This is a genomic window from Gilliamella sp. B2828, from assembly GCF_026537125.1.
Lineage (GTDB): Bacteria > Pseudomonadota > Gammaproteobacteria > Enterobacterales > Orbaceae > Gilliamella.
Genome location: NZ_JAFNMU010000001.1, coordinates 146616 through 169642, shown reverse-complemented (window position 1 = coordinate 169642; position 23027 = coordinate 146616). Strand labels below are relative to the sequence as shown.

Below are 23027 nucleotides of genomic sequence, written 5' to 3'. Positions count from 1 at the left end.
TTATAATGTCGCGAATCAAAACAGATAAACAACAAGATGTATTGTATTTACAGGGTGAACTCGATGTTCACGCTTTAAATGATTTATGGTCAGCGCAAAGCTCTATATTAAATGGTGTTAAATACATTGATTTAGGAGAGCTGAGCCGAGTTGATTCTTCAGGACTCGCGACTTTAGTCTATTTTTGTATTAAATATTGTGTAAAACTCAAAAGTATAAATCCACAATTACAAACATTAATCACTTTATATGATTTACAACATGTCATTGATGATTGATTTATTAGATTTTATACTGAAACACCCCCATAACCTGAAACTTTTTTACAAAAATAAACTCTATAGTTTAGAGTAATGATGAGAATAAATAATGGATAAACAAGAAATTATAAATAAATTAAAAGGTTCACTTGAACTTGACGATATTCATGTTATGACTGACGACGGAAGTCACTTTCAAGTTATTGCAGTTGGAAAATTATTTGCTGATCTTAGCCGAGTAAAAAAACAGCAAGCCATTTACGCTCCTTTAGCAGAATTTATTAATGATAATCGTATCCATGCGCTATCCATAAAAACGTATACACCTATTGAATGGCAACGTGAGCGCAAACTAATGGGATTATAAGGATCATTCTTATTAAACCTTGAATAAACGTTTTTTAGCCTCAATATTATTCTCTATTAATAGAAAATATCAATGTACATAAGGTATCGTAACATGACTAACCCATTATTAACAAACGCACCGTTACCCCTATTTTCAAAGATTAGGCCAGAACATGTTTTGCCAGCCATACAAGAAACATTAAAAAATAGCCGTCATACGATTGAAACAGTATTAAAACAAAACAACCACTATACTTGGGAAAATTTAATCCAACCAATTGATGAAATGGACGAAAAATTCAGTCGTGCTTGGTCGCCTGTTAGTCATTTAAACTCGGTCAAAAATAGCCCTGAATTACGCGAAGCTTATGAAGCGTGTTTACCACTACTCTCTCAATACAGCACTTGGGTTGGTCAACATAAACCTTTATATGAGGCCTATAAACAACTTAAAGAAAGTGAACAATATGCCAAACTGACAAAAGCTCAGAAAAAAGTTATTAATAATGCCCTACGTGATTTTGAATTATCAGGCATTGGCTTACCCGATGAAAAACAGAAACGTTATGGTGAAATTGTTGCAAAACTATCCGAATTATCATCAACCTATAGCAATAATGTATTAGATGCAACTATGGGTTGGTCTAAATTAATCACGGATGTTAAAGCCTTGTCGGGGCTACCCGAAAGTGCCCTTGTAGCTGCCCAAGAGCAGGCTAAAGCTAAAGGTGAAGAAGGCTGGTTACTTACCTTAGACATTCCAAGCTATCTGCCCGTAATGACCTATTGCGATAACCGTGAACTACGCTTTGAACTCTATCAAGCTTATAATACCCGTGCATCAGACCAAGGTCCAAATGCTGGTAAGTGGGATAATACCCAAATCATCAAACAAATTTTAACGTTACGCGATGAGCTTGCACAATTATTAGGATTTAAGACCTATGCTGACCAATCACTTGCGACAAAAATGGCAAAATCCACCACGCAAGTAATCGAATTTCTGACTGATCTAGCCTCTAAAGCCAAACCACAAGGCGAAAAAGAACTTGCCGAACTTAAACGTTATGCTTATGAGTTTTTCGGTGCCAGTGATATACAACCATGGGATATAGCCTATTACAGCGAAAAACAAAAACAGCATCTTTACACCATCAATGATGAAGAGTTACGCCCGTACTTTCCAGAGCAACGCGTGATTAGTGGTCTATTTGAAGTTGTACATCGGCTCTTTGGTATTACTGCGAAAGAACGCCAAGATGTTGAGGTTTGGGATCCAGAAGTTAAATTCTATGATCTTTATACTGCTGATGGAGAACTTAAAGGTAGCTTCTATCTTGATTTATATGCACGCGAACATAAACGTGGTGGCGCCTGGATGGATGATTGCATCGGTCGAATGCATTTTGCTGACGGTCATATACAAAAACCTGTTGCTTATTTAACGTGTAATTTTAACCGACCGATTGGTAATAAACCTGCGTTATTCACTCATAACGAAGTCACTACCTTATTTCATGAATTTGGGCATGGCTTACACCACATGTTGACCGAAGTTGAAGTACCAGGCGTTGCCGGTATTAATGGTGTACCTTGGGATGCGGTGGAATTACCAAGTCAATTTTTAGAAAACTGGTGCTGGGAGCCCGATGCACTTTCGTTTATCTCAGGACATTATCAAACTGGTGAACCATTACCAAAAGAGATGTTAGATAAAATGTTGGATGCTAAAAACTATCAAGCGGCATTATTTATTTTACGCCAGTTAGAGTTTGGCTTATTTGACTTTATTTTACACAGTCAAAAAGATCCGGATATTTTAGAAACACTAAAAAAAGTCCGACAACAAGTAGCTGTAGTGCCCACTGTTGAATGGGGTCGGTTTCCACATGCTTTCAGTCATATCTTTGCTGGTGGTTACGCCGCTGGTTACTATAGCTATTTATGGGCAGAAGTATTGTCAGCTGATGCATTTTCACGATTTGAAGAAGAAGGTATCTTCAATACTAACACCGGCAATGCTTTTCTTGACAAGATCTTGTCACAAGGTGGCAGCGATGAACCAATGACATTATTCAAAAATTTCCGGGGTCGCGAACCACAACTTGAGGCATTGCTTCGTCACTATGGAATTAAGTAATCCTGACACTGCTCAGCTCAAACGAATCGCTGAGCAGTGGTTATCCACACATACCGATCTGCCGTTCACTCTTGTAAATCAAAACAACCAACTCGAATTACAAAAAAACGACGAACCCAAATTAGGCTCAATATGCGTCAATTTTGTATCCGGTGCTATGGCTCATCGTCGTCAATTTGGTGGAGGACGAGGTGAAGCTATCGCTAAGGCTGTTGGCGTTAAAGGGGAGCATTTACCAATGGTTATCGATGCCACCGCTGGACTGGGCCGCGACGCATTTGTACTTGCCGCCATTGGTTGTCATGTCACTATGTTTGAACGACATCCTGTTGTTGCGGCACTATTACAAGACGGTCTACAGCGTGCTTATTTAGATGAAAATATTGGTTCTTGGTTACAGCAACATCTACATTTGATTTATCACTCAAGTATTGATGGATTAGGCACTCACACTCAAAAACCCGATGTGGTCTATCTTGATCCTATGTTCCCTCATCGAACCAAAAGTGCACTCGTCAAAAAAGAGATGCGCATTTTTCAGCAATTAGTGGGCAGCGATGAAGATGCAGACGGTTTACTTGAGCCAGCAAGGCTGTTAGCCAACAAACGTGTAGTGGTTAAACGCCCTAGCTATGCACCCTTTTTAGCTAACCAAAAACCAACAGCAGAAATTAAAACGAAGAATCATCGTTTTGATATTTATACCCCTTTAAAGTAATACAGGAAAATTCATAATTTATGCGATTAGATAAGTTTCTTGCTCATCATCTCGGTATCAGCCGAACGATTGTTAATAAAGAATTAAAAGCAAAAAAAGTCACTGTTGACGGTGCAATTATTAAATCAGGTGCTCATCAATTATCACCTAAACAAACTGTTGAATATGATGGCTTTAAGATTACACCCATTACCGAAAACCGCTATTTTATGTTAAATAAACCTAAAGGTTATGTTTGCTCAACCGATGATCCTGATCACCCAACGATTCTTTATTTTATTGATGAACCTATGCCAGAAAAACTTCATGCTGCTGGTAGATTGGATCTTGATACAACAGGATTGGTACTATTAACTGATGATGGTCAGTGGTCACATCGCATTACTTCGCCTAAGCATCATTGTGAAAAAATCTATCTGGTGACTGTTGAGCGCCCATTAAGTGCAGATCTCATCAAAGTTTTCAACAATGGTATTCAATTAAAAAGTGAGAAATCACTAACGAAACCAGCCAAATTAAATATTCTTGACGATTTCCATGCGGAGCTTACCATTAGCGAAGGACGATATCATCAAGTTAAACGTATGTTTGCAGCTGTAGACAATCATGTGGTTGAATTACACCGTAAACAAATAGGCAATATTAAGATTGATATTCCCGAGGGCGAATATCGCCCCCTCACTCAAGATGAAATTAATTCGTTTAACTAAAATTAAGATATTTAATCAAGTTAAATAATTTTTAGTAGGTTAAATCAATATTGAATATTTCAACATCTTTTACTAAATTGCAGGTATGGTTATCGTTTTTTAGACAACATATTCATCACTGTACAGGTTAGAACAGAAACAGGACTCAATCAGTGCAAGATCAACATTTACAGTTAGGAATCAACATTTCCAAAAAAAAACTGATTTTAATTCTTGGATTATTATCTATGTTAATGCCATTATCCATAGATATGTATCTACCAAGCATGCCAACCATTGCTCAAGATTTTAACGTAGCGGATGCGACAGTACAACTTACCATTAGTTGTTATTTATTAGGATTTTCTTTTGGACAACTCTTATTTGGTCCTATTACTGATAGCTACGGACGACGCTATGTTTTAATTGTGGGTCTGGTTATTTTCATAGTTGCAGCATTAAGTTGTGGTATTGCCGAAAATATCAATCGATTAATTACCTCTCGCTTTTTTCATGGCGTTGCTGCCGCCGCAACAACCATAGTAATTAATGCGTTAATGAAAGATATTTATCGTGATCGCGATGACTTTTCTAAAATGATGTCGTTTGTAATGCTAATATCCAATGTCGCCCCTCTGCTTGCACCGATCATTGGTGGATTTATTCTCTATTGGTTTAATTGGCAAGCTAATTTTTACACTATTAGTTTAACTGCACTGTTAGGACTGGCTTTAGTTATCTTTTTTATTCCAGAAACATTATCAAAAACAAAACGCGCTAAATTCAGTTTCACCCGTATTTTTAGTAATTTCATTACGTTATTCCGTCATGGGCAAGTGTTGGCTTATATGATGATAGGAGCCTTTGCAGGCGCAGGTTTATTCTCATTTTTAAGTTTAGGACCCTTTGTTTATATGAACCTACATGGTGTTGCACCGACAAATTTTGGTTATTACTTTGCGCTTAATATTATTGTTATGGTATTTATGAATACACTAAACAGCCGTTTAGTTAAGCATGTGGGTTCATTTAAGATGATGCAGTTAGGTCTTTTTATCCAATTTGTAATGGCAATTGGACTGATGGTCGTGACACTATTTAATTTAGATTTCATCTATTTGATTATCTTTATTGCTGGATATATTGGCTGTATGTCAACCATAGGCGGAAATAGCATGGCAATTATTTTAGATTTTTACCCACATATCGCCGGAACAGCCTCTTCGCTTGCGGGCACAATTCGATTCGCAGTAGCGGGAGCTGTTGGTATATCATTATCATTACTGGTCTCAAATTTTACAACTGTAACAACAGTTTCAGACAACATTAGTGAATGGTTAATGACAGGTTCCATGATTTTATGCAATTTTCTTGCTGTCGGTCTCTTTTTAAAAATCAGAAATATCAAAATAAAATAACCATGATCTACCAATTAGGAGGAGATGAATATCCACAACTTCATGGACATTAATATATTATCAATACGCTGAATATTATTGGTTATGGAATTTGCAATCAATGAGTATTAATTAGGTTTAATACCCTCTAGCGAGAGTGATATTGCTTGATTTATCTTGGCAATATTTAACAATATTCAAAATAATTGTTCAGTGCCTATTAATATCCATATTCTTGTATTGTGATTAAAAATATTACCGTTACTCACAACGGTATTCTACGCAATGGTCATATTGAGGATAATAGTTCAATCGGTATGATAAATACCCTCTTTAACAATACAAAATTGCGAAAATTGTTTCTTTAGACTAATCATAAGTGACGCATACGTTACCTAAAAAAGGGTTGAATTATGGAAAGTCACCCGCCAAATTCGTTCACAAACACACTAATGTTAATTTCGTCGTTCATAGACAAAATACTTAAAATACGGTACAAAACGGACAAAGATTTATCAAAAACCTATCATGGATGGATTAATACTAGTAAGAATAATGATGCTTTATGGTTTATTCACTCTGTGAGAGAATGCAATTTATGATAAAATGCTAACAATGTTAACTGTTGCAATTGTTTAGGTATGTACTTGAAAAAGTCAAAAACAACAAGAAAACAGATAATCACTCAATTCATTTTACTGGCAATTATAGGATTATCTGTTGGTCTATTTTTATCCCTATTTTCTTATAATCCATCTGATCCTGGATGGTCTCGTACTGCATGGCACTATCCAATCAGCAATTATTGTGGCTTTATTGGAGCCTATGTTTCAGATATTTTATTCCAATTCTTAGGTTTTATTGCTTTCACTATCCCATTTATCTCGATATTCTTTAGTTCACAAATGGTGATCTATTATTATCGTAACGCCAATGCACCTATCAATTATTTTAGTTTATCATTTCGCATAATTGGTATTTTAGCATTTATTTTTAGTAGTACCGGTTTTTTTGCCTTAAACATTCGTGATGCGGAACAATTTAACGCTGGAGGGTATTTAGGAGCAATTGTCATTGAAAGTCTTTTACCTGTAATGAATACTCTGACTATTTCATTAGTATTACTCATTACAAGCCTTGCCTGCATCACTTTATTAACTGGGTTATCTTGGTTTTACTTAATGGAAAAATTAGGTGCTTTGGTTATGTTACTCATTACGCCATTTCCAAAGTTGATTTTATCACGTAAAACTAACCCGATAATCAATACTCACCAACAGACAGACACAGAGCCATCAATTGTTGATAAAGAGCAAGAACCAAAATTCACTATGCCACTTGATTGCGATACAGTAAAAACTGAGATCGCCCCATCAACATCAATCATAGCCAGTGAAGAAAACATCAATGATGAAATCAATACAGATAAAGCAGAACAAAATATAGAATCAAACATACATAAAGATAATGAAGCATTCATCAAAACTGCGGAACAATTATTGCAAGAGCTTGAAAAAACAACGATGGATCAAAACGATTTATCGAATCAAGATACTCGTGATGAATCTAAAAAGAACATTGATTCTAATGATATTTTAGCTCGTATGGAAGTGATCTTAAAAAATATGAATGAGCGAAAAACCTCACCTGACACACAATCAGATAAATCTGAAGAGGTGAAAGCTTTGGAAGAAAACAAATATACCATTTCTGATGCACCGAGCAAACCTTTATTCACAGTAGGCTATGATTCCCATAAAACAGAACTGAACCAAGAGATTAAAATAAATCCATTTGAGCCTATCAGTGAAATCACACCACCAAAAACTGATTTTTCAACAATCATTGAGGTTGACAATGATCATGAAAAACCCAAAGAAGAAGTTATTGAAAGACAACAACCCTATGATGTTGATATTGAGTCTTTGAAAAAAGTGAACCCTGTTATTGATGATATCTATCTTGATGAACAAGAGATAGAAGAAATACCTCAACATTCTACTGTTGAAGTAGAGCAGGTAAAAGAAGAAAAAGAGAAAAAAAATGACAATGAGAACGAGAAAGAAGAGGAAAGTTTAATTCACCCTCTATTAAGGCGTGACAATAAGCCTTTGCCAAAACCAACAACACCTTTACCATCGTTGAATTTACTGACAGCACCACCAACAACACGAATTGAAATCGATCATTCAGCGTTAAACGCAACGGCCAATCTTCTGGAAAAAAGTTTATCTGATTATCGAGTTAAAGCAAAAGTCGTTGACTATTTACCTGGACCTGTTATTACTCGCTTTGAAATTGAACTTGCACCAGGCATTAAAGCTGCACGCATTTCAACATTAGATCGTGATTTAGCCCGTTCATTATCCATGCCATCTGTACGTGTGGTAGAAGTGATTCCCGGCAAACCGTATGTAGGAATTGAATTACCAAATAAAAATCGCCAAACCGTCTATTTTAGAGATGTACTTGATAGCCCTCAATTTAGAAATGCACAATCACCGCTCACTGTTGTACTCGGTAAAGATATAGCAGGACAATCTGTAGTTGCAGATTTAGCCAAAATGCCTCATCTTCTTGTAGCAGGGACAACGGGATCAGGTAAATCGGTTGGTGTTAATGCGATGATCTTAAGCATTTTATATAAATCGAAACCTGAAGATGTAAGATTTATAATGATCGATCCAAAAATGCTTGAGTTATCCATTTATGAAGGCATTCCACACTTATTAACCCAAGTCGTTACGGATATGAAAGATGCCGCTAATGCACTGAATTGGTGTGTTAACGAAATGGAACGCCGTTATCGTCTTATGGCAGCTTTAGGCGTACGTAATATTGCAGGTTATAACGACAAAATTAAGCAAGCCGAAAATATGGGTAGACCGATTCCAGATCCCCTTTGGAAACCAACTGACAGTATGGATCTTGAAATGCCAACGCTGGAAAAACTGCCTTACATTGTCGTTATGGTCGATGAATTTGCTGATCTTATTATGGCTGTTGGCAAAAAAGTGGAAGAGTTAATCGCCAGACTAGCACAAAAAGCAAGAGCCGCAGGCATTCATCTTGTGTTAGCCACCCAGCGCCCATCGGTAGATGTGATCACTGGTTTAATCAAAGCGAACATTCCAACTCGTATTGCTTTTACGGTATCAAGTAAAATTGATTCGCGCACCATTTTAGATCAGATGGGTGCCGAATCGTTGCTCGGTATGGGCGATATGCTGTATTTAGCACCGAATAGTTCTATTCCAATTCGTGTTCACGGGGCGTTTGTCCGTGATGAAGAAGTACACGCAGTGGTACAAGATTGGAAAGCGCGCGGTACACCAAAATACATTGAAAACGTTACCGTCGCAACCGATGATGGTGAAAACGGAGGGGCGGATCTGTTTCAGGAAGAGCTTGATCCATTATTTGACCAAGTGGTAGCCTTTGTCGTTGAAACACGAAGAGCGTCTATATCTAGTGTACAACGAAAATTCCGTATTGGTTACAATAGAGCAGCCCGAATTGTGGAACAAATGGAAGTTGAAGGTATCATTAGTGCTCCTAGCCACAATGGAAATCGTGAAGTTCTTGCTGCATCACCACACAATAATTATTGATTTTGTAAATAAAACATCCGCCAACCCTTTGCTTGAATGAGTTGGCGATCTGAAAATATGGCATCACAAAAAAATGATTTTATATCATCGCCTATAGGTAACCATTGATAATGAGTGATTATTCACAGCAAATAGCACTATTAGAACATGAATTAAACAGTGATAACAATCAATCTGTACCCGCACAATTAGCGACAAAAGCATTAATAAAAGAGATCTGTTTATCGCCTAAACCTGGATTGGTTGATATGAATAACAACGGTGCACATCGTGATATGGACTTTCACACTTTTGTTCAAAGTATCAAAGCAATCTGCCCATGGTTTGAACATTTTTATCGTTATGGTCAAACATCTGCTTTGCAGAATAACCAACAATTTTTGGCAGGAATTAGACCGATTGGTATAGAGTGTGAGCAAGCAATGTACCAAGCGACGAATCAAGTCAACACACACAAAGGCGGTATTTTTGCTTTTGGGCTATTACTAGGTGCCATTGGCAAACTAGAACAACTAGGCTTAACAATCAATAAGCAAAATATTTGTCATGAAGTTTCAACCATTTGCCAAGGAATTGTTACCAACGAACTGAGACAAAATAACCAAACCACTTCAATAGGTGAAAAACTGTTTAAACTTCACAATCTGTCTGGAGCAAGAGGGGAAGCAGAATCAGGCTATGCAACGGTTCGTAACATCTCACTTCCTATCTATAAAACGATGAAAGATAGTGGTTACGATGAAGAAACCTGTTTACTGCAAGCAATGTTACATCTGCTTGCCTATAATCAAGATACTAATTTAGTGTCTAGAGGTGGCTTAGAAGGATTAACCTTTGCTCAACAAGAGGCGAAAAAACTCATTAAACTAGGTGGAATGACTCATGCCAATGTTTTTAAACTTTTAAATCAATTAGATGAAGAATTTATAAAACGCAACTTAAGTCCCGGTGGTACTGCTGATTTAATTGCTATTACTTGGTTTTTATCACAATATTAATTGAACAATGACAGCATTTTGGGCTAAATATCTGACTCTTTCTTAGCAGTACAAAAATATATTATGGGCATTTAGAGATATTTATCAATACTTTGATTTTATTGTTCTATTTGAATAATAGAAACAATAAAACATGGTACCCAAAATCGCTACAGTCGCTAGACTGCAATAAGCCGCCGTCATTGAATATAACAGACTAACATAAACATAACCTACCATGATTGGAAAACCGTCAATCCTAAAGCAAATATTATATGTGCCAAAAAAAGTACAAGACCAAAGTAATAAACACGACTTTTTGCACTGCTTTCATGAATTATAATTTTAATGCTTACGATCCTAGAAGTTAAAAATATAACGAAATAAAATAGTTAGCTACAATTCAAATCAATCTTGTTTAACCTTTTAATCTGTGTTAGGTTGATGAAAGTTAACTCAATGGTAAAAAAGTATTATTAATAAAATTAATATGATCAACTATACATGATCATGATTGTTTCAATGTTAACAACAATTCTGGTCTGTTTGGTCTTTTTTCTACCAAAAATTAACCATTGTTAACATCAGGGAGAAAATAATGGATTATGAGAAAATTGCACAACAAATATTACTGTTGGTTGGGAATAAGCAAAATATTATCAGTGTAAGCCATTGCTTGACTCGATTACGATTCCAATTAAACGATAATAATAAAGCGAATCATGAAAAATTATTACAAACGGAAGGCGTCATTTCAGTTGTAAAAAGTAATGGGCAATATCAGGTGGTAATGGGAAATAAAGTCAGTAAAATTTATGAGGCACTTTTACCACTTATAGGTGAAGAAATCTCAATAAAACAAGAACAACCCAAAGTATCAATTGGCATTAGAATACTCAATGCTTTTGCCGCCATTTTCACCCCAATTATTCCAGCAATAGCTGCATCGGGTATGCTAAAAGGTATCTTAGCAATTGCGGTTATTATTGCTAATTACTATTCAACGGACATTAAAACTTATAATACTTATATTATTTTACATGCAGCATCTGATGCTGTATTTTACTTTATGCCAATAATTCTAGGTTATACCGCAGCTAAAGTATTTAAAGCCCATCAATTCATCTCAATGATTATTGGCGCAACGCTATGTTATCCCACGATTGTGACGTTAATGACAAGTAAAAGTGAGGTCACCTTTTTTGCGATTGAACTGACTAAAGCCAACTATACATCCAGTGTCATTCCAATTATTATTACTGTTTTTATTTTAAGTTATGTACAAAAATTTTTAGAAAATATCATTCCTGAAGTCTTAAAAATAATCATGGTACCCACATTTTCACTACTCATCATGATCCCTACTACGTTACTTGTTTTCGGTCCAATTGGAATTTATATTGGTGAATTTATAAACTGGATCTATTACTACATCATGGGTTTTAGTCCTATCTTATTAGGTGCCTTTATTGGTGGCGTATGGTGTATTTTAGTGATATTTGGCGCTCACCGTGCGATTGTGCCAATTGGTATCAATGATGTAGCACAAACAGGAAGGCAAAATCTTCTTGCATTTGCAGGTGCGGCTAATTTTGCGCAAGCAGGTGCCGCTATTGGAGTATTTTTTAAAACTAAAAATAAAAATTTGAAAACAGTGGCTGCCTCAGCAACAGTTACTGCTCTGTTTGGCATTACTGAACCCGCTATTTATGGGGCGAACTTAAGATTAAAAAGACCGATGATCTGTGCCGTGATTTGTGGTGCAATCGCAGGTGGATTGATGGGTTGGGGAGGTGCTTATGGTAATGCTTTTGCTAACCAAGGGATATTAACAATACCTGTTTATGCACAAGCAGGTACAAAAGCTTTCTTATGTTATTTAATTGGTATTGGTTTTGCTTTTTTTGGTTCATGCATTATGACGATGATTGTTGGATTTAATGATATAGCAAATGAAGAAGCATCAAAGACAATTGAAACATCATCACAAACCCAATTAACATCGGATACCGCTATTGTGTCTCCTGTTGCTGGTGATGTGATTGCTTTAAATTGTGTTAAAGATGAAGCATTTGCCTCAGGAGCAATGGGAAAAGGAATCGCAGTTTATCCTAATATTGGTGAAATCATTGCACCAGAAGACTGCACTGTTACAGCGCTCTTCCCTACTTTACATGCTATGGGTCTAAAATTGGATAATGGTATTGAACTGCTAATTCATATTGGCATAGATACGGTTAACTTACAAGGTAAATACTTCCAGTCTTATGTCCACGCTGGTCAACATATTACTAAAGGAACCAAATTAGTTTCATTTGATATTGACAAAATAAAACCGGAATTTGATTTAACCACTTCAATTATTGTGGTTAATTCCGATCAATATAAAAATATAAAAGATTGTCAACAATCTCAAGTAAGTATTACAGACAATTTATTCGTTATTCAAGTTTAGAGGTTTAGATATGAAAGCTTTTGCAAAGGATTTCTGGTGGGGAGCATCTTCGTCAGCTTTTCAAATAGAAGGAGGATGGGATGAGGATGGAAAAGGAATGACCGTTGCTGATTATAATTCATTTCAACGCTCCGCCACACAAGCAGACAGTAAAGTTGCCAGTGATTTTTATCATCATGTCGAAAGTGATATTGCTTTATTTAAAGAATTAGGATTAAAAACCTATCGCTTTTCACTATCTTGGGCAAGAATTATTCCTGATGGCGAAGGTGAAATAAATCAAGCAGGAATTGATTTTTACAATCGAGTCATTAACGAATTACTTAAAAACAATATTGTACCTTTTATAACGCTTTATCACTTTGACTTACCTTTTGCCTTAGTTGATAAATACAATGGTTGGCAAGATCGTCGTTCAGTGAATGCATTTAGACGCTATGCTCAAGTGTGTTATAAAGCATTTGGCGATCGAGTCAAACACTGGCAGATTAATAATGAACAAAATCTGATGATTCGTGTAAATGAAAGAATGAATATGTATAACGTTGCACCACAAAATATTGAAAAAGTTCGTGCACAAATGGATTATCATATGTTTGTTGCACATGCAATGGCAACCAATGATTGTCATAAATTAATTTCTGACAGTAAAGTCGGTCCTGCGGTTTCATCCACGATGACTTATCCGGCAAGTAACAAACCCATGGATGTATGGGCTGCAAAAATGAACGATAATTTCAAAACTCATTATGCGCTTGAAATGTACTGTTTTGGTGATTATCCTGGCTATTATAAAAACTATCTAACCCGCTGTAGAATCTATCCTGATACTCATCCAGAAGATGCAGAAATATTAAAACAAGCAAAACCCGATTTTATTGCCGTAAATTATTATCGAACTTTAGTTGCCAGTTATTTACCTGAGGATGATGCGCATCCATTTGGCACGAAAGAAAAAGATATCGATTTTGACCTTTATGGTTATTTTAAAATCGAGAAAAACCCAAATTTAATCGCATCAACTTATGGTGCTCAAATTGACCCTATGGGACTACGTCTTGTACTAAATGAATATTATCGAAAATATCGTTTACCATTAATCATCACTGAGAATGGTTTAGGCACCCCAGATACGTTAACCGCTGACAATAAGATACATGATGATTATCGCATCGATTATTTAAAATCCCATATTTTAGCTTGTCATGATGCAATTGAGGATGGAGTTGAATTATTTGGATATTGTCCATGGTCAATAATTGATTTATTGAGTTCACATCAAGGTTTTAAAAAACGTTATGGCTTCGTTTATGTCGATCGGGATGACCATGATTTAAAAACGCTTAACCGAATTAAAAAAGATAGCTTTTATTGGTATCAGCAAGTGATCAAAGATAGTGGAATTAAAGAATAATGAAAAAAACATTTAGATGGGCTTTTAATAGCCCATCATAACTAATATTAAGTATTATCATTCATTTACTAAATAGGTCACTGTATGCGCTTCCATCGGTAATGGTGCTTATCGTATTATAAAACATTTGTGTTTTATTCATTTGGTAAGCTTATTTCATTATTTGCTATAATAATTATTTTGTTATAGACATACATTTACTTCTAATATTTGATACTCAATTGAAACTCTCCAACCGTTGGATTTATTCAATTTAGCATCAAATATTTAATGGCTAAAATAACGAATAAGCATATTTAAATAATCATAAACTATATAAAATCGGATCAACATATTAACTATGCACAAACCATTACTTTCCTAATCGTTTATAAAGTCTTTCAGGACGCCCTATTTTCCCGTGATTGAGTTCAACTACCAATAATTTAGTTTGGACACAATATTCTAAATATCGTCTGGCTGTAGTTTTACTAATATTTGCTTTTTCGACTATTTGATCTACCGTTTGTGGTTCGTCTATCTTCATAAATAGATCTTTAACTTTTTGTAAAGTAATCTCTTCAATCCCTTTAGAGTGACGATTGATATCAACAAAATCCTTAGTTTGCAAATTAAACAATTCATCAATACGCCTTTGATTGACATGTTTTTGTAAACTTTGACGGTATAAAAAAAGCTCAAAACGCTCAAGTGAATGTTTTAATCGTTGATAAGATACCGGTTTAATTAAATAATCAAAAGCACCAAAACGTATAGCTTTACTGCACGTATCCATATCACTTGCAGCAGTGATAAAAATAACATAACAGTCTAGTTGGTTATTAATAATATACTCAAATAATTCAATACCTTTACCATCGGGCAGATAATTATCTAGTAAAATTAATGTTGGTTTTAACTTTTCAACCATTATTTTAGCTTCATCTAAATTTGACGCAATCCCAACGACTTTTACTTTGGTATCCCTCTGAATAAATTCAGCGTTTAATTCTGCTAAAATAGGTTCATCTTCAACAATAAGAACTTTTATGGCCTCTTCTTTATATTCGTTAAGCTCACTCATGCATTTACCTCTTTTTTATTATTTAGGTATAAAAACTGAAAAAATTGTGCCATATGGTGTATTGTCTTCAAATGTAATATAACCATTAGCCTTTTTTATGTAGGTTGAAACAAGATGCAAACCGATACCATGCTCTTTAGCATCTTGAGAGGTTACGCCTGGTTCGAATATTGATTCTCGAATACTTGCATCTATACCACATCCTTGATCACTCACTTCTAATACAATTTCATCCGTTGCATCACTTAGATACAAATAAATCGTTTTATCACCCTGATTATTTTTCAAACACGCATTAAAAGCGTTATCAAGTAAATTACCTAGCACTGACATAAACTCGGTTTCAGTGATCAATACAGGTAATGCACTTAATTGACATGCAGGGTCAAAAATTAAATTCAAGCCAATTTCATGTGACTTTGAATATTTACCAATTAATAATCCACAAACCGCCGGTATTTTGAAATGTTCAGAAATAAAATCTAAACAGTTTTGATTATCCGCCGAATGTAAAGTAATAAAGGATTGCGCTTCTTCATAACGTTTCATATAAATGAGTCCCGATAAAGTCGCCATCCAATTAAGGTGTTCATGCCGTAAAGCCCGCAAATTATCAATATATTGAGTAACCTGAGTCAATTTCATACTTAATAAATTGATATCATCATAATTGCGAAAAGTGATCACCCAACCTTGAATTTGATCATCCACAATCACACGAATTCGATTAGCAATGACAATAATATTATTAAAGTAACAAATATAATCATGCACATCTTTTGTCTGATTTTCATTGCCGTAAAGAAAATCAGTTGATTTGATAACATTGCGTAAATCATGGTTAAGCAAATCTTGATCACTCGCAATGATGTCTAACATATTGCGAGCTGATTGATTAATATTGATAATTTTATAATTAAGATCAATGGCGATGATCCCTTCAAAAATAGATTCCATTATTGACTTTTGGCTTTTAACCAGTAAGGCAATCTCTTTAGGCTCTAAATTAAACATCTGTTTTTTAACTGCTTTTGAAAAAAAGAACGAAAAAACAAACAATGCAAAAAAGAGTAAGGAACAAAAAATGATGATGGGTATAAATTGGTTAATATGTAATACATATATATCATCAATCATATAACCAACAGATATAATCCCTATTATTTTACCTTGATCCATAATAGGAGCTTTACCTCGAAGTGCTAAACCTAACGAGCCTTCGCTAATAGTAACACTGCTCTTTCCTCTTAATACTTCCTTATTATCCCCACCAACCATTGGTGAATATAACTTATTATTTGAGGTATGATATAATCGATAAGCTTGTTCATCACCAATAACGATATAGCTGGCATCACTTTGTTCAAAAATATCATTAACTAAATTGGCTAACTCGACAGTATCTTTTTCTTTAACATATTTTATTAAACTTGGGATCACAGACAATTCTTTGGCTTGAATTTGTGCTTTTTCACCCAAACTTTTATATAATGTAGTCTTCGTTGCATTCCATATATAACTTTGTAAAAGTGCGAGCATTATTAAAGAAAAAAGCAAAAGGGACAGAAATAACTTTGTCGCAAAAGATAATTGTACTTTTTTTCGCATAATAACGCTCATATTAAAAATTTAGTATTGACTTTAAGTTTATCACAGCATTAAAAAACATATAGCCTTTAAAACCATAAAAACCACACTCAAAGTATGATTTAAATCACAAAATTAGGTTTAAAATTTTGCAACCATATGCGCCAATTTAGCAATTCAGATTTTTTGGAGAAAAATAAAATATGGCGGATCTTAATTCAATCGGGAAAACGCGGACTGAAAAAGAATCAGTATCGAGCTCTGATGAACAAAAACATGATAAATGTTCTCACAATGGGAATCAACAACTAACTGGATGGCCATACAATTGGTGGCGGCTTATGGACAATTATAAAATTGGTGTAATCCCGCTTCCATTATTTATAATTGCTGGTATTCTAATTTTTGCTGAAGTGTTAGTAACTGGTAAATTACCTAGCGAAATTGTTGTGATGGTGGTAACTTGTGCATTCTTTGGCTTCCTATGTGGTGAAATTGGTAAACGTTTACCAATCGTTGGGAAAATGGGAGCAGCAGCGATCTGTGCAACCTTCATTCCGTCGGCATTAGTATATTATGGTATTTTGCCAACTCCGGTTGTCGAAGCAACAACAAAATTCTACAAAGATACGCACATTTTGTATCTGTACATTTGTTGTATTATCGTTGGTAGTATTATGAATATGGATAAGAAAACGCTTATTCAAGGATTCTTAAAAATATTTGGACCAATGGTATGTGGTGAAATTGTTGGAATGTTAGTTGGTGTTGGTGTTGGTTATTTATTAGGTTTATCACCATTTGAAACATTCTTCTTCTTGGTATTACCTATTATGGCAGGTGGTGTTGGTGAAGGAGCTATTCCTCTTTCAATCGGATATGCATCAATATTAGGTATGGAACAAGGTGAGGCGCTTGGCCGTGTATTACCAATCGTTATGTTAGGTGGTTTAACGGGTATTATTTGTGGTGGTATTCTAAACCGTATTGGTAAAGCTTATCCACATTTAACTGGTAATGGACGATTATTACCGGCTTCAGAAGATGATGAATTAATGGGTGCTAAAAAATCAGCTAAAGCTGAACCTATTATCGATGTAACAACATTTGCTTCAGGTGTATTATTAGCAGCGATTCTTTATATGGTTGGTATGATTGGTCATAAAGTAACAGGTATTCCAGCTCCGGTAGGAATGTTATTTGCTGCAGTTTTTGTTAAGTTAGTATCAGGTGTTTCACCGAAAGTATTAAGTGGTTCACAAGTCGTTTACAAATTTTTCCAAACGTCTGTTACCTATCCAATTCTATTTGCGGTAGGTGTAGCAATCACTCCATGGGATAAAATCGTTGCTGCTTTCACTATTACAAATTTAATTGTTATTGTTTGTACTGTTGTTAGTTTAGTCACCACTGGTTTCTTTGTCGCTAAAAAATTAGGTATGTATCCGATAGATGCTGCTGTTATTTCATGTTGTCAAAGTGGTCAAGGCGGAACAGGTGACGTAGCAATCTTAACTGCCGCAGAACGTATGGAGTTAATGCCATTTGCTCAAATTGCAACCCGTATAGGTGGTGCAATAAATGTATCAGTGTCATTACTCATTCTCGGCAATTTCTTAGTTTAGATTAAAATTTTAAAGAGCAACCTTAGTTTATCTAAGGTTGTTCGTTTTTATTTATAGTTAAATTTAGCATAAAATAGCTTTTAAGGAGTTTTCATGAAGCTTGTCAGTTATCTTGTCTCTGATCGAGCAAGTTTTGGTCTTCTTACTCACAATGGTATTGTTGATTTAAAAGAAAAATTAGGTAATAAATATGCCGATTTAAAATCTCTACTTGCTGATCCAGAAGGACTCTCTGTCGCCAAAACTTATCTTGATGCACCAAGCGACATTGATGAACAAGACATTATTTATCTACCTGTTATCCCAAATCCAAACAAAATTTTATGTGTTGGTATGAATTATGCTGAAAAACGCGCGGAATTTAACGAAACTAGCTCAGCACCAACGTTATTCGTTCGTTTTCCTGATTCTCAAACAGGGCACAAAACTAATATTATCAAACCAGCTATCACTAACGAATTAGATTACGAAGGTGAATTAGCCATTATTATTGGTAAAGCAGGATTTCGTATTAAACCAGAAGAGGCATTATCACATGTAGCTGGCTACAGTTGCTATATGGATGGATCTATCCGTGATTGGCAATACACTTGGTTTACTGCCGGTAAAAACTGGCCAAGTACTGGTGCATTTGGTCCATGCATTACAACCAGTGATGAAATTCCTGATCCAAAAGTTTTATCTTTAACGACTTATCTAAATGGTCAGGAAATGCAGCACGATTCAATTAAAAATCTTGTGCACACCGTACCAGAACTTGTTTCTTACATCAGTACATTTACTCGTTTATCGCCTGGAGATGTCATCCTCACTGGTTCACCTGGTGGCGTAGGTAAAAAACGTAATCCTCCAGTATTTATGAAAGATGGTGATAAGATTGAAGTCGAAATTACAGGAATTGGTCGTTTAACCAATTACGTTGTAGCAGAAAGAGGGTAATTTTATGTATGATTTAGTTGATTATACCATCGTTGATATTTCTAAATCAGAACAAGACCATCAAGACATTAAGCAATTATTATCTCGATCGGATCTTGATTTAGATTCGCAAGTGACTCTTTTTATGGTTGCAAAAATTAACGATAAAATTATTGCTTGTGCAGGTATGGATCGCAATATTATCAAATGTGTTGCCATCGATCCTCAATATCGTGGTAATCAACTAAATCTGACTTTAATGGATCACACCATAAAATATGCCAATGAAAACGGCTATTTTCACCTTTTTTTATACACAAAGCCTGAAAATATAGATTTCTTTAAAGGATGCGGTTTTTACCCGATTGTTGAAATAACCGATTTAGTTGTCCTAATGGAGAACAATCCAGTCGGAATACAGCTATATTGTAAACAACTCAATGCACAGAAAAAAGAAGGGAAAAAAATTGGTAGCATTGTTATGAATGCTAATCCTTTTACTAAAGGTCATCAATACTTAGTACAATATGCGGCAAGTCAATGTGATTGGTTACATGTATTTGTTGTCAATGAAAATGCCTCGCAATTTTCCTTTGATACACGCTTAAAGTTAGTTAAAGATGGCACAAAGCAGATAAAGAATGTCACTGTGCATGCAAGCTCACCCTATATTATATCTAGAGCAACATTTCCTACTTATTTCCTAAAAGATAAGACAAAGATTGATCAAGCCTATATGGGTATCGATCTGCTAATTTTCCGAAATTATATTGCTCCAAGTCTCAATATCACTTATCGATTTGTCGGGACTGAACCTTTTGATGAGGTGACCAAAGCTTATAACGATGCGATGCGCTATTGGCTTGAAGATAATACGGTAAGTAATCTACCAGCTATCACAGTTGTAGAAGTTGAACGAATATCCGAAAACAATTGTGTTGTATCAGCTTCATTAGTAAGAAAGCTATTAGCAGCTGGGCAATATGAACAGGTAAAAACGTTGGTTCCCCCAACAACATGGGATTATCTTTCGGCTAATTTGGATAAATTTAAAATTTAACACGTTTTAAAAGGTAAAAAAATGAAAATACAAAAAGAAGCTATGGCTGGGACTCTCGAATCGAGCGATTTGTTAGTTAAAGTCATGCCAAATACGGGGATTGAAATTGTTATTAATAGTGATGTTAATAAGCAATTTGGCGATCAAATACGTGAAGTGGTCAATCAGACTTTAAATGATTTGAATGTAACTGATGGTTTAATTATTATTGATGATAAAGGCGCTTTAGATTGTGCGATTAGAGCAAGAATTCAATGTGCAGTATTACGCGGTGCAGAAGAAGAGAATTTAGATTGGAGTAAATTACTATGAAAAAATTACGTCGCAGCATGTTATTTCTTCCAGGCGCCAATGCCGCAATGTTATCAACATCGTTTGTATACAAACCTGATTCAATCATGTTTGACCTTGAGGATGCGGTTTCAATTAAAGAAAAAGACTCAGCACGTCTACTAGTAGCTCAAACATTAAAAATGCCTGTTTATAAAGAACACAATATTGAAACAGTGGTCAGAATTAACGCACTAAATACACCATTTGGACTTAAAGATTTAGAAGCCGTAGTTCGAGCAGGAGTAGATGTTGTTCGTTTACCAATGACAAACAGCGCAGAAGATATTCATGAGCTTGAAGCTCACGTTGAACGAATTGAAAAAGAATGTGGGCGTGAAGTCGGCAGTACTAAATTAATGGCAGCCATTGAATCGGCTCTAGGTGTTGTTAATGCAGTTTCGATTGCTAAATCATCGTCTCGTTTAATTGGTATCGCTTTAGCTGCATTTGACTATCTTGTCGATATGCAAACAGAAAGAGGCGATGGTACGGAATTGTTTTATGCTCGTTGCGCTGTTTTACATGCAGCTCGTGTAGCGGGTATCGATGCTTTTGATGTTGTCTATTCAAATGTTAATGACGACGAAGGTTTCTTAAAAGAAGTGAGCCTAATCAAAAAATTAGGATACAACGGTAAATCATTGATTAATCCAAGACAAATTGAGCTTTTACATAATGCTTATGCTCCTACTGCGAGTGAAGTAGAAAACGCTAAAAAAGTAGTTGAAGCAGCTGAAGAAGGTGAAAGAAAGGGGCTTGGAGTTGTTTCTTTGAATGGCAAAATGATTGATGCACCAATTATTACTCGTGCTCAAAAAATCATTGAACTAGCAAAATACTCCGGTGTACGTAAAGAAATTTGATAGGATTGAAATATGACAACTTCTATAAACCAAAAAATTGATGATTTATTAAAACAGCATCCTGATCTTAAAAATATCACACCATTTACTGATGCTAATGCAACAACACCATATTTAAAAGATGAGTCTAAATATACTCGTAAATTATGTGATTCTATTGAACAAGCAATTAAAAATTGTGAATTACGTGACGGTATGACCATATCTTTCCATCACGCTTTCCGTGAAGGTGATAAGGTTATCAATAAAGTTGTAGAGACAATTAGTCAATTAGGCATTAAAAATCTGACTTTAGCATCAAGTTCATTGTTAAGTTGTAATGCAGCATTAATTCCACATATTGAAGCTGGTGTGATTACTAAAATTTACACCTCTGGATTACGTGGAAAATTAGCTGATGCAATTTCACATGGTTTAATGGATAACCCTGTACATATCCATTCTCATGGTGGACGGGTAAAACTTATCCAAAGTGGTGAAATTAATATTGATATCGCATTTTTAGCCGTATCTACTGCTGATGAACAAGGTAATGCTAATGGTGTATCAGGTAAGTCACAATGTGGTGCACTTGGCTATGCGATGGTTGATGCACAGTTTGCCAAAAAAGTGGTTTTACTCACTGAAGATATCGTTGGTTATCCAAATAACCCTGCTAGTATTCGTCAAGATCAAGTTGACTATATTGTTAAAGTTGATGAAGTCGGTGACCCAACCAAAATCAGTGTTGGTGCAGCACGTATCACAACCAATCCTCGTGAACTTATGATTGCTCGTTACGCTGCTGATGTTATTGAACATTCTGGTTATTTTGAAGATGGCTTCTCAATTCAAACTGGTTCTGGCGCTTCTTCAACAGCCGCAACGCGTTTCCTTGAAAATCGTATGCGCGCTAAAAATATCACAGCCTCATTTGCTTTAGGTGGCATTACAGCAAGTATTGTTGATTTACATGAAAAAGGATTGGTTAAACGTTTATTAGATACCCAAAGCTTTGACGGTGCAGCAGGACAATCTTTAGGCCGAAATAAAGATCATATTGAAGTCTCAACCAATGTTTATGCTAACCCAGCTTCTAAAGGGGCAAGCGTTGATGAATTAGATATTGTGATTTTAAGTGCTTTAGAAATTGACCTTAATTTCAATGTAAATGTATTAACGGGTTCTGATGGCGTAATGCGCGGAGCATCTGGTGGTCACTGTGATACCGCTGCTGGAGCAAACTTAACAATTATTGTTGCGCCATTAATTCGTAGCCGTATCCCAACAGTAATTAAAAATGTAACCACGCTGGTAACTCCAGGTGAAAGCGTTGATGTACTAGTGACTGATCATGGTATTGCAGTGAACCCTAATCGTCCAGAAATTGCTGAACGTTTAAAAGCAGCTAATTTACCAGTGATGAGCATTGAAGAACTTTATCAACGAGCGGTTTCTTTAACAGGTGAACCAAAACCAATCGAATTTGAAGATAAAATTGTAGGTATCGTTCATTTCCGTGATGGTTCTGTTATTGATGTAGTTCGTCAAGTTAAAGATTAATGACTCAACGATCTTTTATAGCATGGC

Annotated in this window: 17 protein-coding genes and 1 pseudogene; 16 read left to right on the top strand and 2 right to left on the bottom strand. The window is 35.4% G+C overall.

Annotated features, from left to right (window positions below; translation table 11 throughout):
• Positions 1-5 precede the first annotated feature (5 nt).
• The 10 genes from J3U19_RS00710 (at position 6) to J3U19_RS00660 (ending at position 14009) form a co-directional block, all read left to right on the top strand.
• Positions 6-278 (top strand): STAS domain-containing protein, encoded by a 273-nt coding sequence (locus J3U19_RS00710; protein ID WP_267339555.1) that lies wholly within the window; start codon positions 6-8, stop codon positions 276-278.
• 91 nt (positions 279-369) lie between these two features.
• Complete coding sequence (locus J3U19_RS00705) at positions 370-627, top strand: BolA family protein (RefSeq protein WP_267339556.1); 258 nt, start codon at positions 370-372, stop codon at positions 625-627.
• A 93-nt stretch (positions 628-720) separates the two neighbouring features.
• Positions 721-2748: an oligopeptidase A gene (gene prlC, locus J3U19_RS00700; protein ID WP_267345183.1), complete on the top strand. Its 2028-nt coding sequence runs from the start codon at positions 721-723 to the stop codon at positions 2746-2748.
• Entirely contained in the window at positions 2735-3466 is a 732-nt protein-coding gene (locus J3U19_RS00695; protein ID WP_267345182.1) for a class I SAM-dependent methyltransferase, read from the top strand. Before prlC ends, J3U19_RS00695 begins: the two co-directional genes overlap by 14 nt.
• A gap of 20 nt (positions 3467-3486) precedes the next feature.
• On the top strand, positions 3487-4176 hold the full coding sequence (rsuA, locus tag J3U19_RS00690) for a 16S rRNA pseudouridine(516) synthase RsuA (protein WP_267339559.1): 690 nt from the start codon (positions 3487-3489) through the stop codon (positions 4174-4176).
• A 152-nt stretch (positions 4177-4328) separates the two neighbouring features.
• A complete protein-coding gene (locus J3U19_RS00685; protein ID WP_267345181.1) occupies positions 4329-5573 on the top strand; it encodes a Bcr/CflA family multidrug efflux MFS transporter in 1245 nt (414 codons plus the stop codon).
• Positions 5574-6199: 626 nt separating this feature from the next.
• Entirely contained in the window at positions 6200-9163 is a 2964-nt protein-coding gene (locus J3U19_RS11495) for a DNA translocase FtsK 4TM domain-containing protein (RefSeq protein ID WP_416380317.1), read from the top strand.
• Positions 9164-9273: 110 nt separating this feature from the next.
• Entirely contained in the window at positions 9274-10161 is an 888-nt protein-coding gene (gene citG, locus J3U19_RS00670) for a triphosphoribosyl-dephospho-CoA synthase CitG (RefSeq protein WP_267339561.1), read from the top strand.
• Positions 10162-10738: 577 nt separating this feature from the next.
• Entirely contained in the window at positions 10739-12595 is a 1857-nt protein-coding gene (locus tag J3U19_RS00665; RefSeq protein ID WP_267339562.1) for a beta-glucoside-specific PTS transporter subunit IIABC, read from the top strand.
• A 10-nt stretch (positions 12596-12605) separates the two neighbouring features.
• Positions 12606-14009 carry a glycoside hydrolase family 1 protein gene (locus J3U19_RS00660; RefSeq protein ID WP_267339563.1) on the top strand — a complete coding sequence of 468 codons (1404 nt, stop codon included), beginning with the start codon at positions 12606-12608 and terminating at the stop codon, positions 14007-14009.
• 352 nt (positions 14010-14361) lie between these two features.
• Here the strand turns inward: J3U19_RS00660 and J3U19_RS00655 are convergent, their stop codons facing one another.
• Together J3U19_RS00655 and J3U19_RS00650 are read right to left on the bottom strand one after the other, a co-directional pair.
• Positions 14362-15072 carry a response regulator gene (locus J3U19_RS00655; RefSeq protein WP_267339564.1) on the bottom strand — a complete coding sequence of 237 codons (711 nt, stop codon included), beginning with the start codon at positions 15070-15072 and terminating at the stop codon, positions 14362-14364.
• A gap of 18 nt (positions 15073-15090) precedes the next feature.
• Positions 15091-16680, bottom strand: a complete 1590-nt coding sequence (locus J3U19_RS00650; RefSeq protein ID WP_267339565.1) for an ATP-binding protein — start codon at positions 16678-16680, stop codon at positions 15091-15093.
• Between the two features lie 308 nt (positions 16681-16988).
• Between J3U19_RS00650 and J3U19_RS00645 the strand changes: the two are divergent.
• From J3U19_RS00645 to citF, 6 genes and pseudogenes are all read left to right on the top strand, one after another.
• Positions 16989-18284, top strand: a pseudogene (locus J3U19_RS00645) (2-hydroxycarboxylate transporter family protein); the annotation flags it as partial.
• A 93-nt stretch (positions 18285-18377) separates the two neighbouring features.
• A complete protein-coding gene (locus tag J3U19_RS00640; protein WP_267339567.1) occupies positions 18378-19223 on the top strand; it encodes a fumarylacetoacetate hydrolase family protein in 846 nt (281 codons plus the stop codon).
• 4 nt (positions 19224-19227) lie between these two features.
• Complete coding sequence (gene citC, locus J3U19_RS00635; protein ID WP_267345180.1) at positions 19228-20262, top strand: [citrate (pro-3S)-lyase] ligase; 1035 nt, start codon at positions 19228-19230, stop codon at positions 20260-20262.
• Between the two features lie 21 nt (positions 20263-20283).
• On the top strand, positions 20284-20574 hold the full coding sequence (gene citD, locus J3U19_RS00630; protein WP_267339569.1) for a citrate lyase acyl carrier protein: 291 nt from the start codon (positions 20284-20286) through the stop codon (positions 20572-20574).
• On the top strand, positions 20571-21458 hold the full coding sequence (gene citE, locus J3U19_RS00625) for a citrate (pro-3S)-lyase subunit beta (RefSeq protein ID WP_267339570.1): 888 nt from the start codon (positions 20571-20573) through the stop codon (positions 21456-21458). Before citD ends, citE begins: the two co-directional genes overlap by 4 nt.
• 12 nt (positions 21459-21470) lie before the next feature.
• A complete protein-coding gene (gene citF / locus J3U19_RS00620; RefSeq protein ID WP_267339571.1) occupies positions 21471-23000 on the top strand; it encodes a citrate lyase subunit alpha in 1530 nt (509 codons plus the stop codon).
• Positions 23001-23027: the final 27 nt, after the last annotated feature.

Coding starts and splice junctions, on each gene's coding strand:
- J3U19_RS00710 (WP_267339555.1), top strand. CDS start 6: ATGTCGCGAATCAAAACAGATAAACAACAAGATGTATTGTATTTACAG.
- J3U19_RS00705 (WP_267339556.1), top strand. CDS start 370: ATGGATAAACAAGAAATTATAAATAAATTAAAAGGTTCACTTGAACTT.
- prlC (WP_267345183.1), top strand. CDS start 721: ATGACTAACCCATTATTAACAAACGCACCGTTACCCCTATTTTCAAAG.
- J3U19_RS00695 (WP_267345182.1), top strand. CDS start 2,735: ATGGAATTAAGTAATCCTGACACTGCTCAGCTCAAACGAATCGCTGAG.
- rsuA (WP_267339559.1), top strand. CDS start 3,487: ATGCGATTAGATAAGTTTCTTGCTCATCATCTCGGTATCAGCCGAACG.
- citG (WP_267339561.1), top strand. CDS start 9,274: ATGAGTGATTATTCACAGCAAATAGCACTATTAGAACATGAATTAAAC.
- J3U19_RS00665 (WP_267339562.1), top strand. CDS start 10,739: ATGGATTATGAGAAAATTGCACAACAAATATTACTGTTGGTTGGGAAT.
- J3U19_RS00660 (WP_267339563.1), top strand. CDS start 12,606: ATGAAAGCTTTTGCAAAGGATTTCTGGTGGGGAGCATCTTCGTCAGCT.
- J3U19_RS00655 (WP_267339564.1), bottom strand. CDS start 15,072: ATGAGTGAGCTTAACGAATATAAAGAAGAGGCCATAAAAGTTCTTATT.
- J3U19_RS00650 (WP_267339565.1), bottom strand. CDS start 16,680: ATGCGAAAAAAAGTACAATTATCTTTTGCGACAAAGTTATTTCTGTCC.
- J3U19_RS00640 (WP_267339567.1), top strand. CDS start 18,378: ATGAAGCTTGTCAGTTATCTTGTCTCTGATCGAGCAAGTTTTGGTCTT.
- citC (WP_267345180.1), top strand. CDS start 19,228: ATGTATGATTTAGTTGATTATACCATCGTTGATATTTCTAAATCAGAA.
- citD (WP_267339569.1), top strand. CDS start 20,284: ATGAAAATACAAAAAGAAGCTATGGCTGGGACTCTCGAATCGAGCGAT.
- citE (WP_267339570.1), top strand. CDS start 20,571: ATGAAAAAATTACGTCGCAGCATGTTATTTCTTCCAGGCGCCAATGCC.
- citF (WP_267339571.1), top strand. CDS start 21,471: ATGACAACTTCTATAAACCAAAAAATTGATGATTTATTAAAACAGCAT.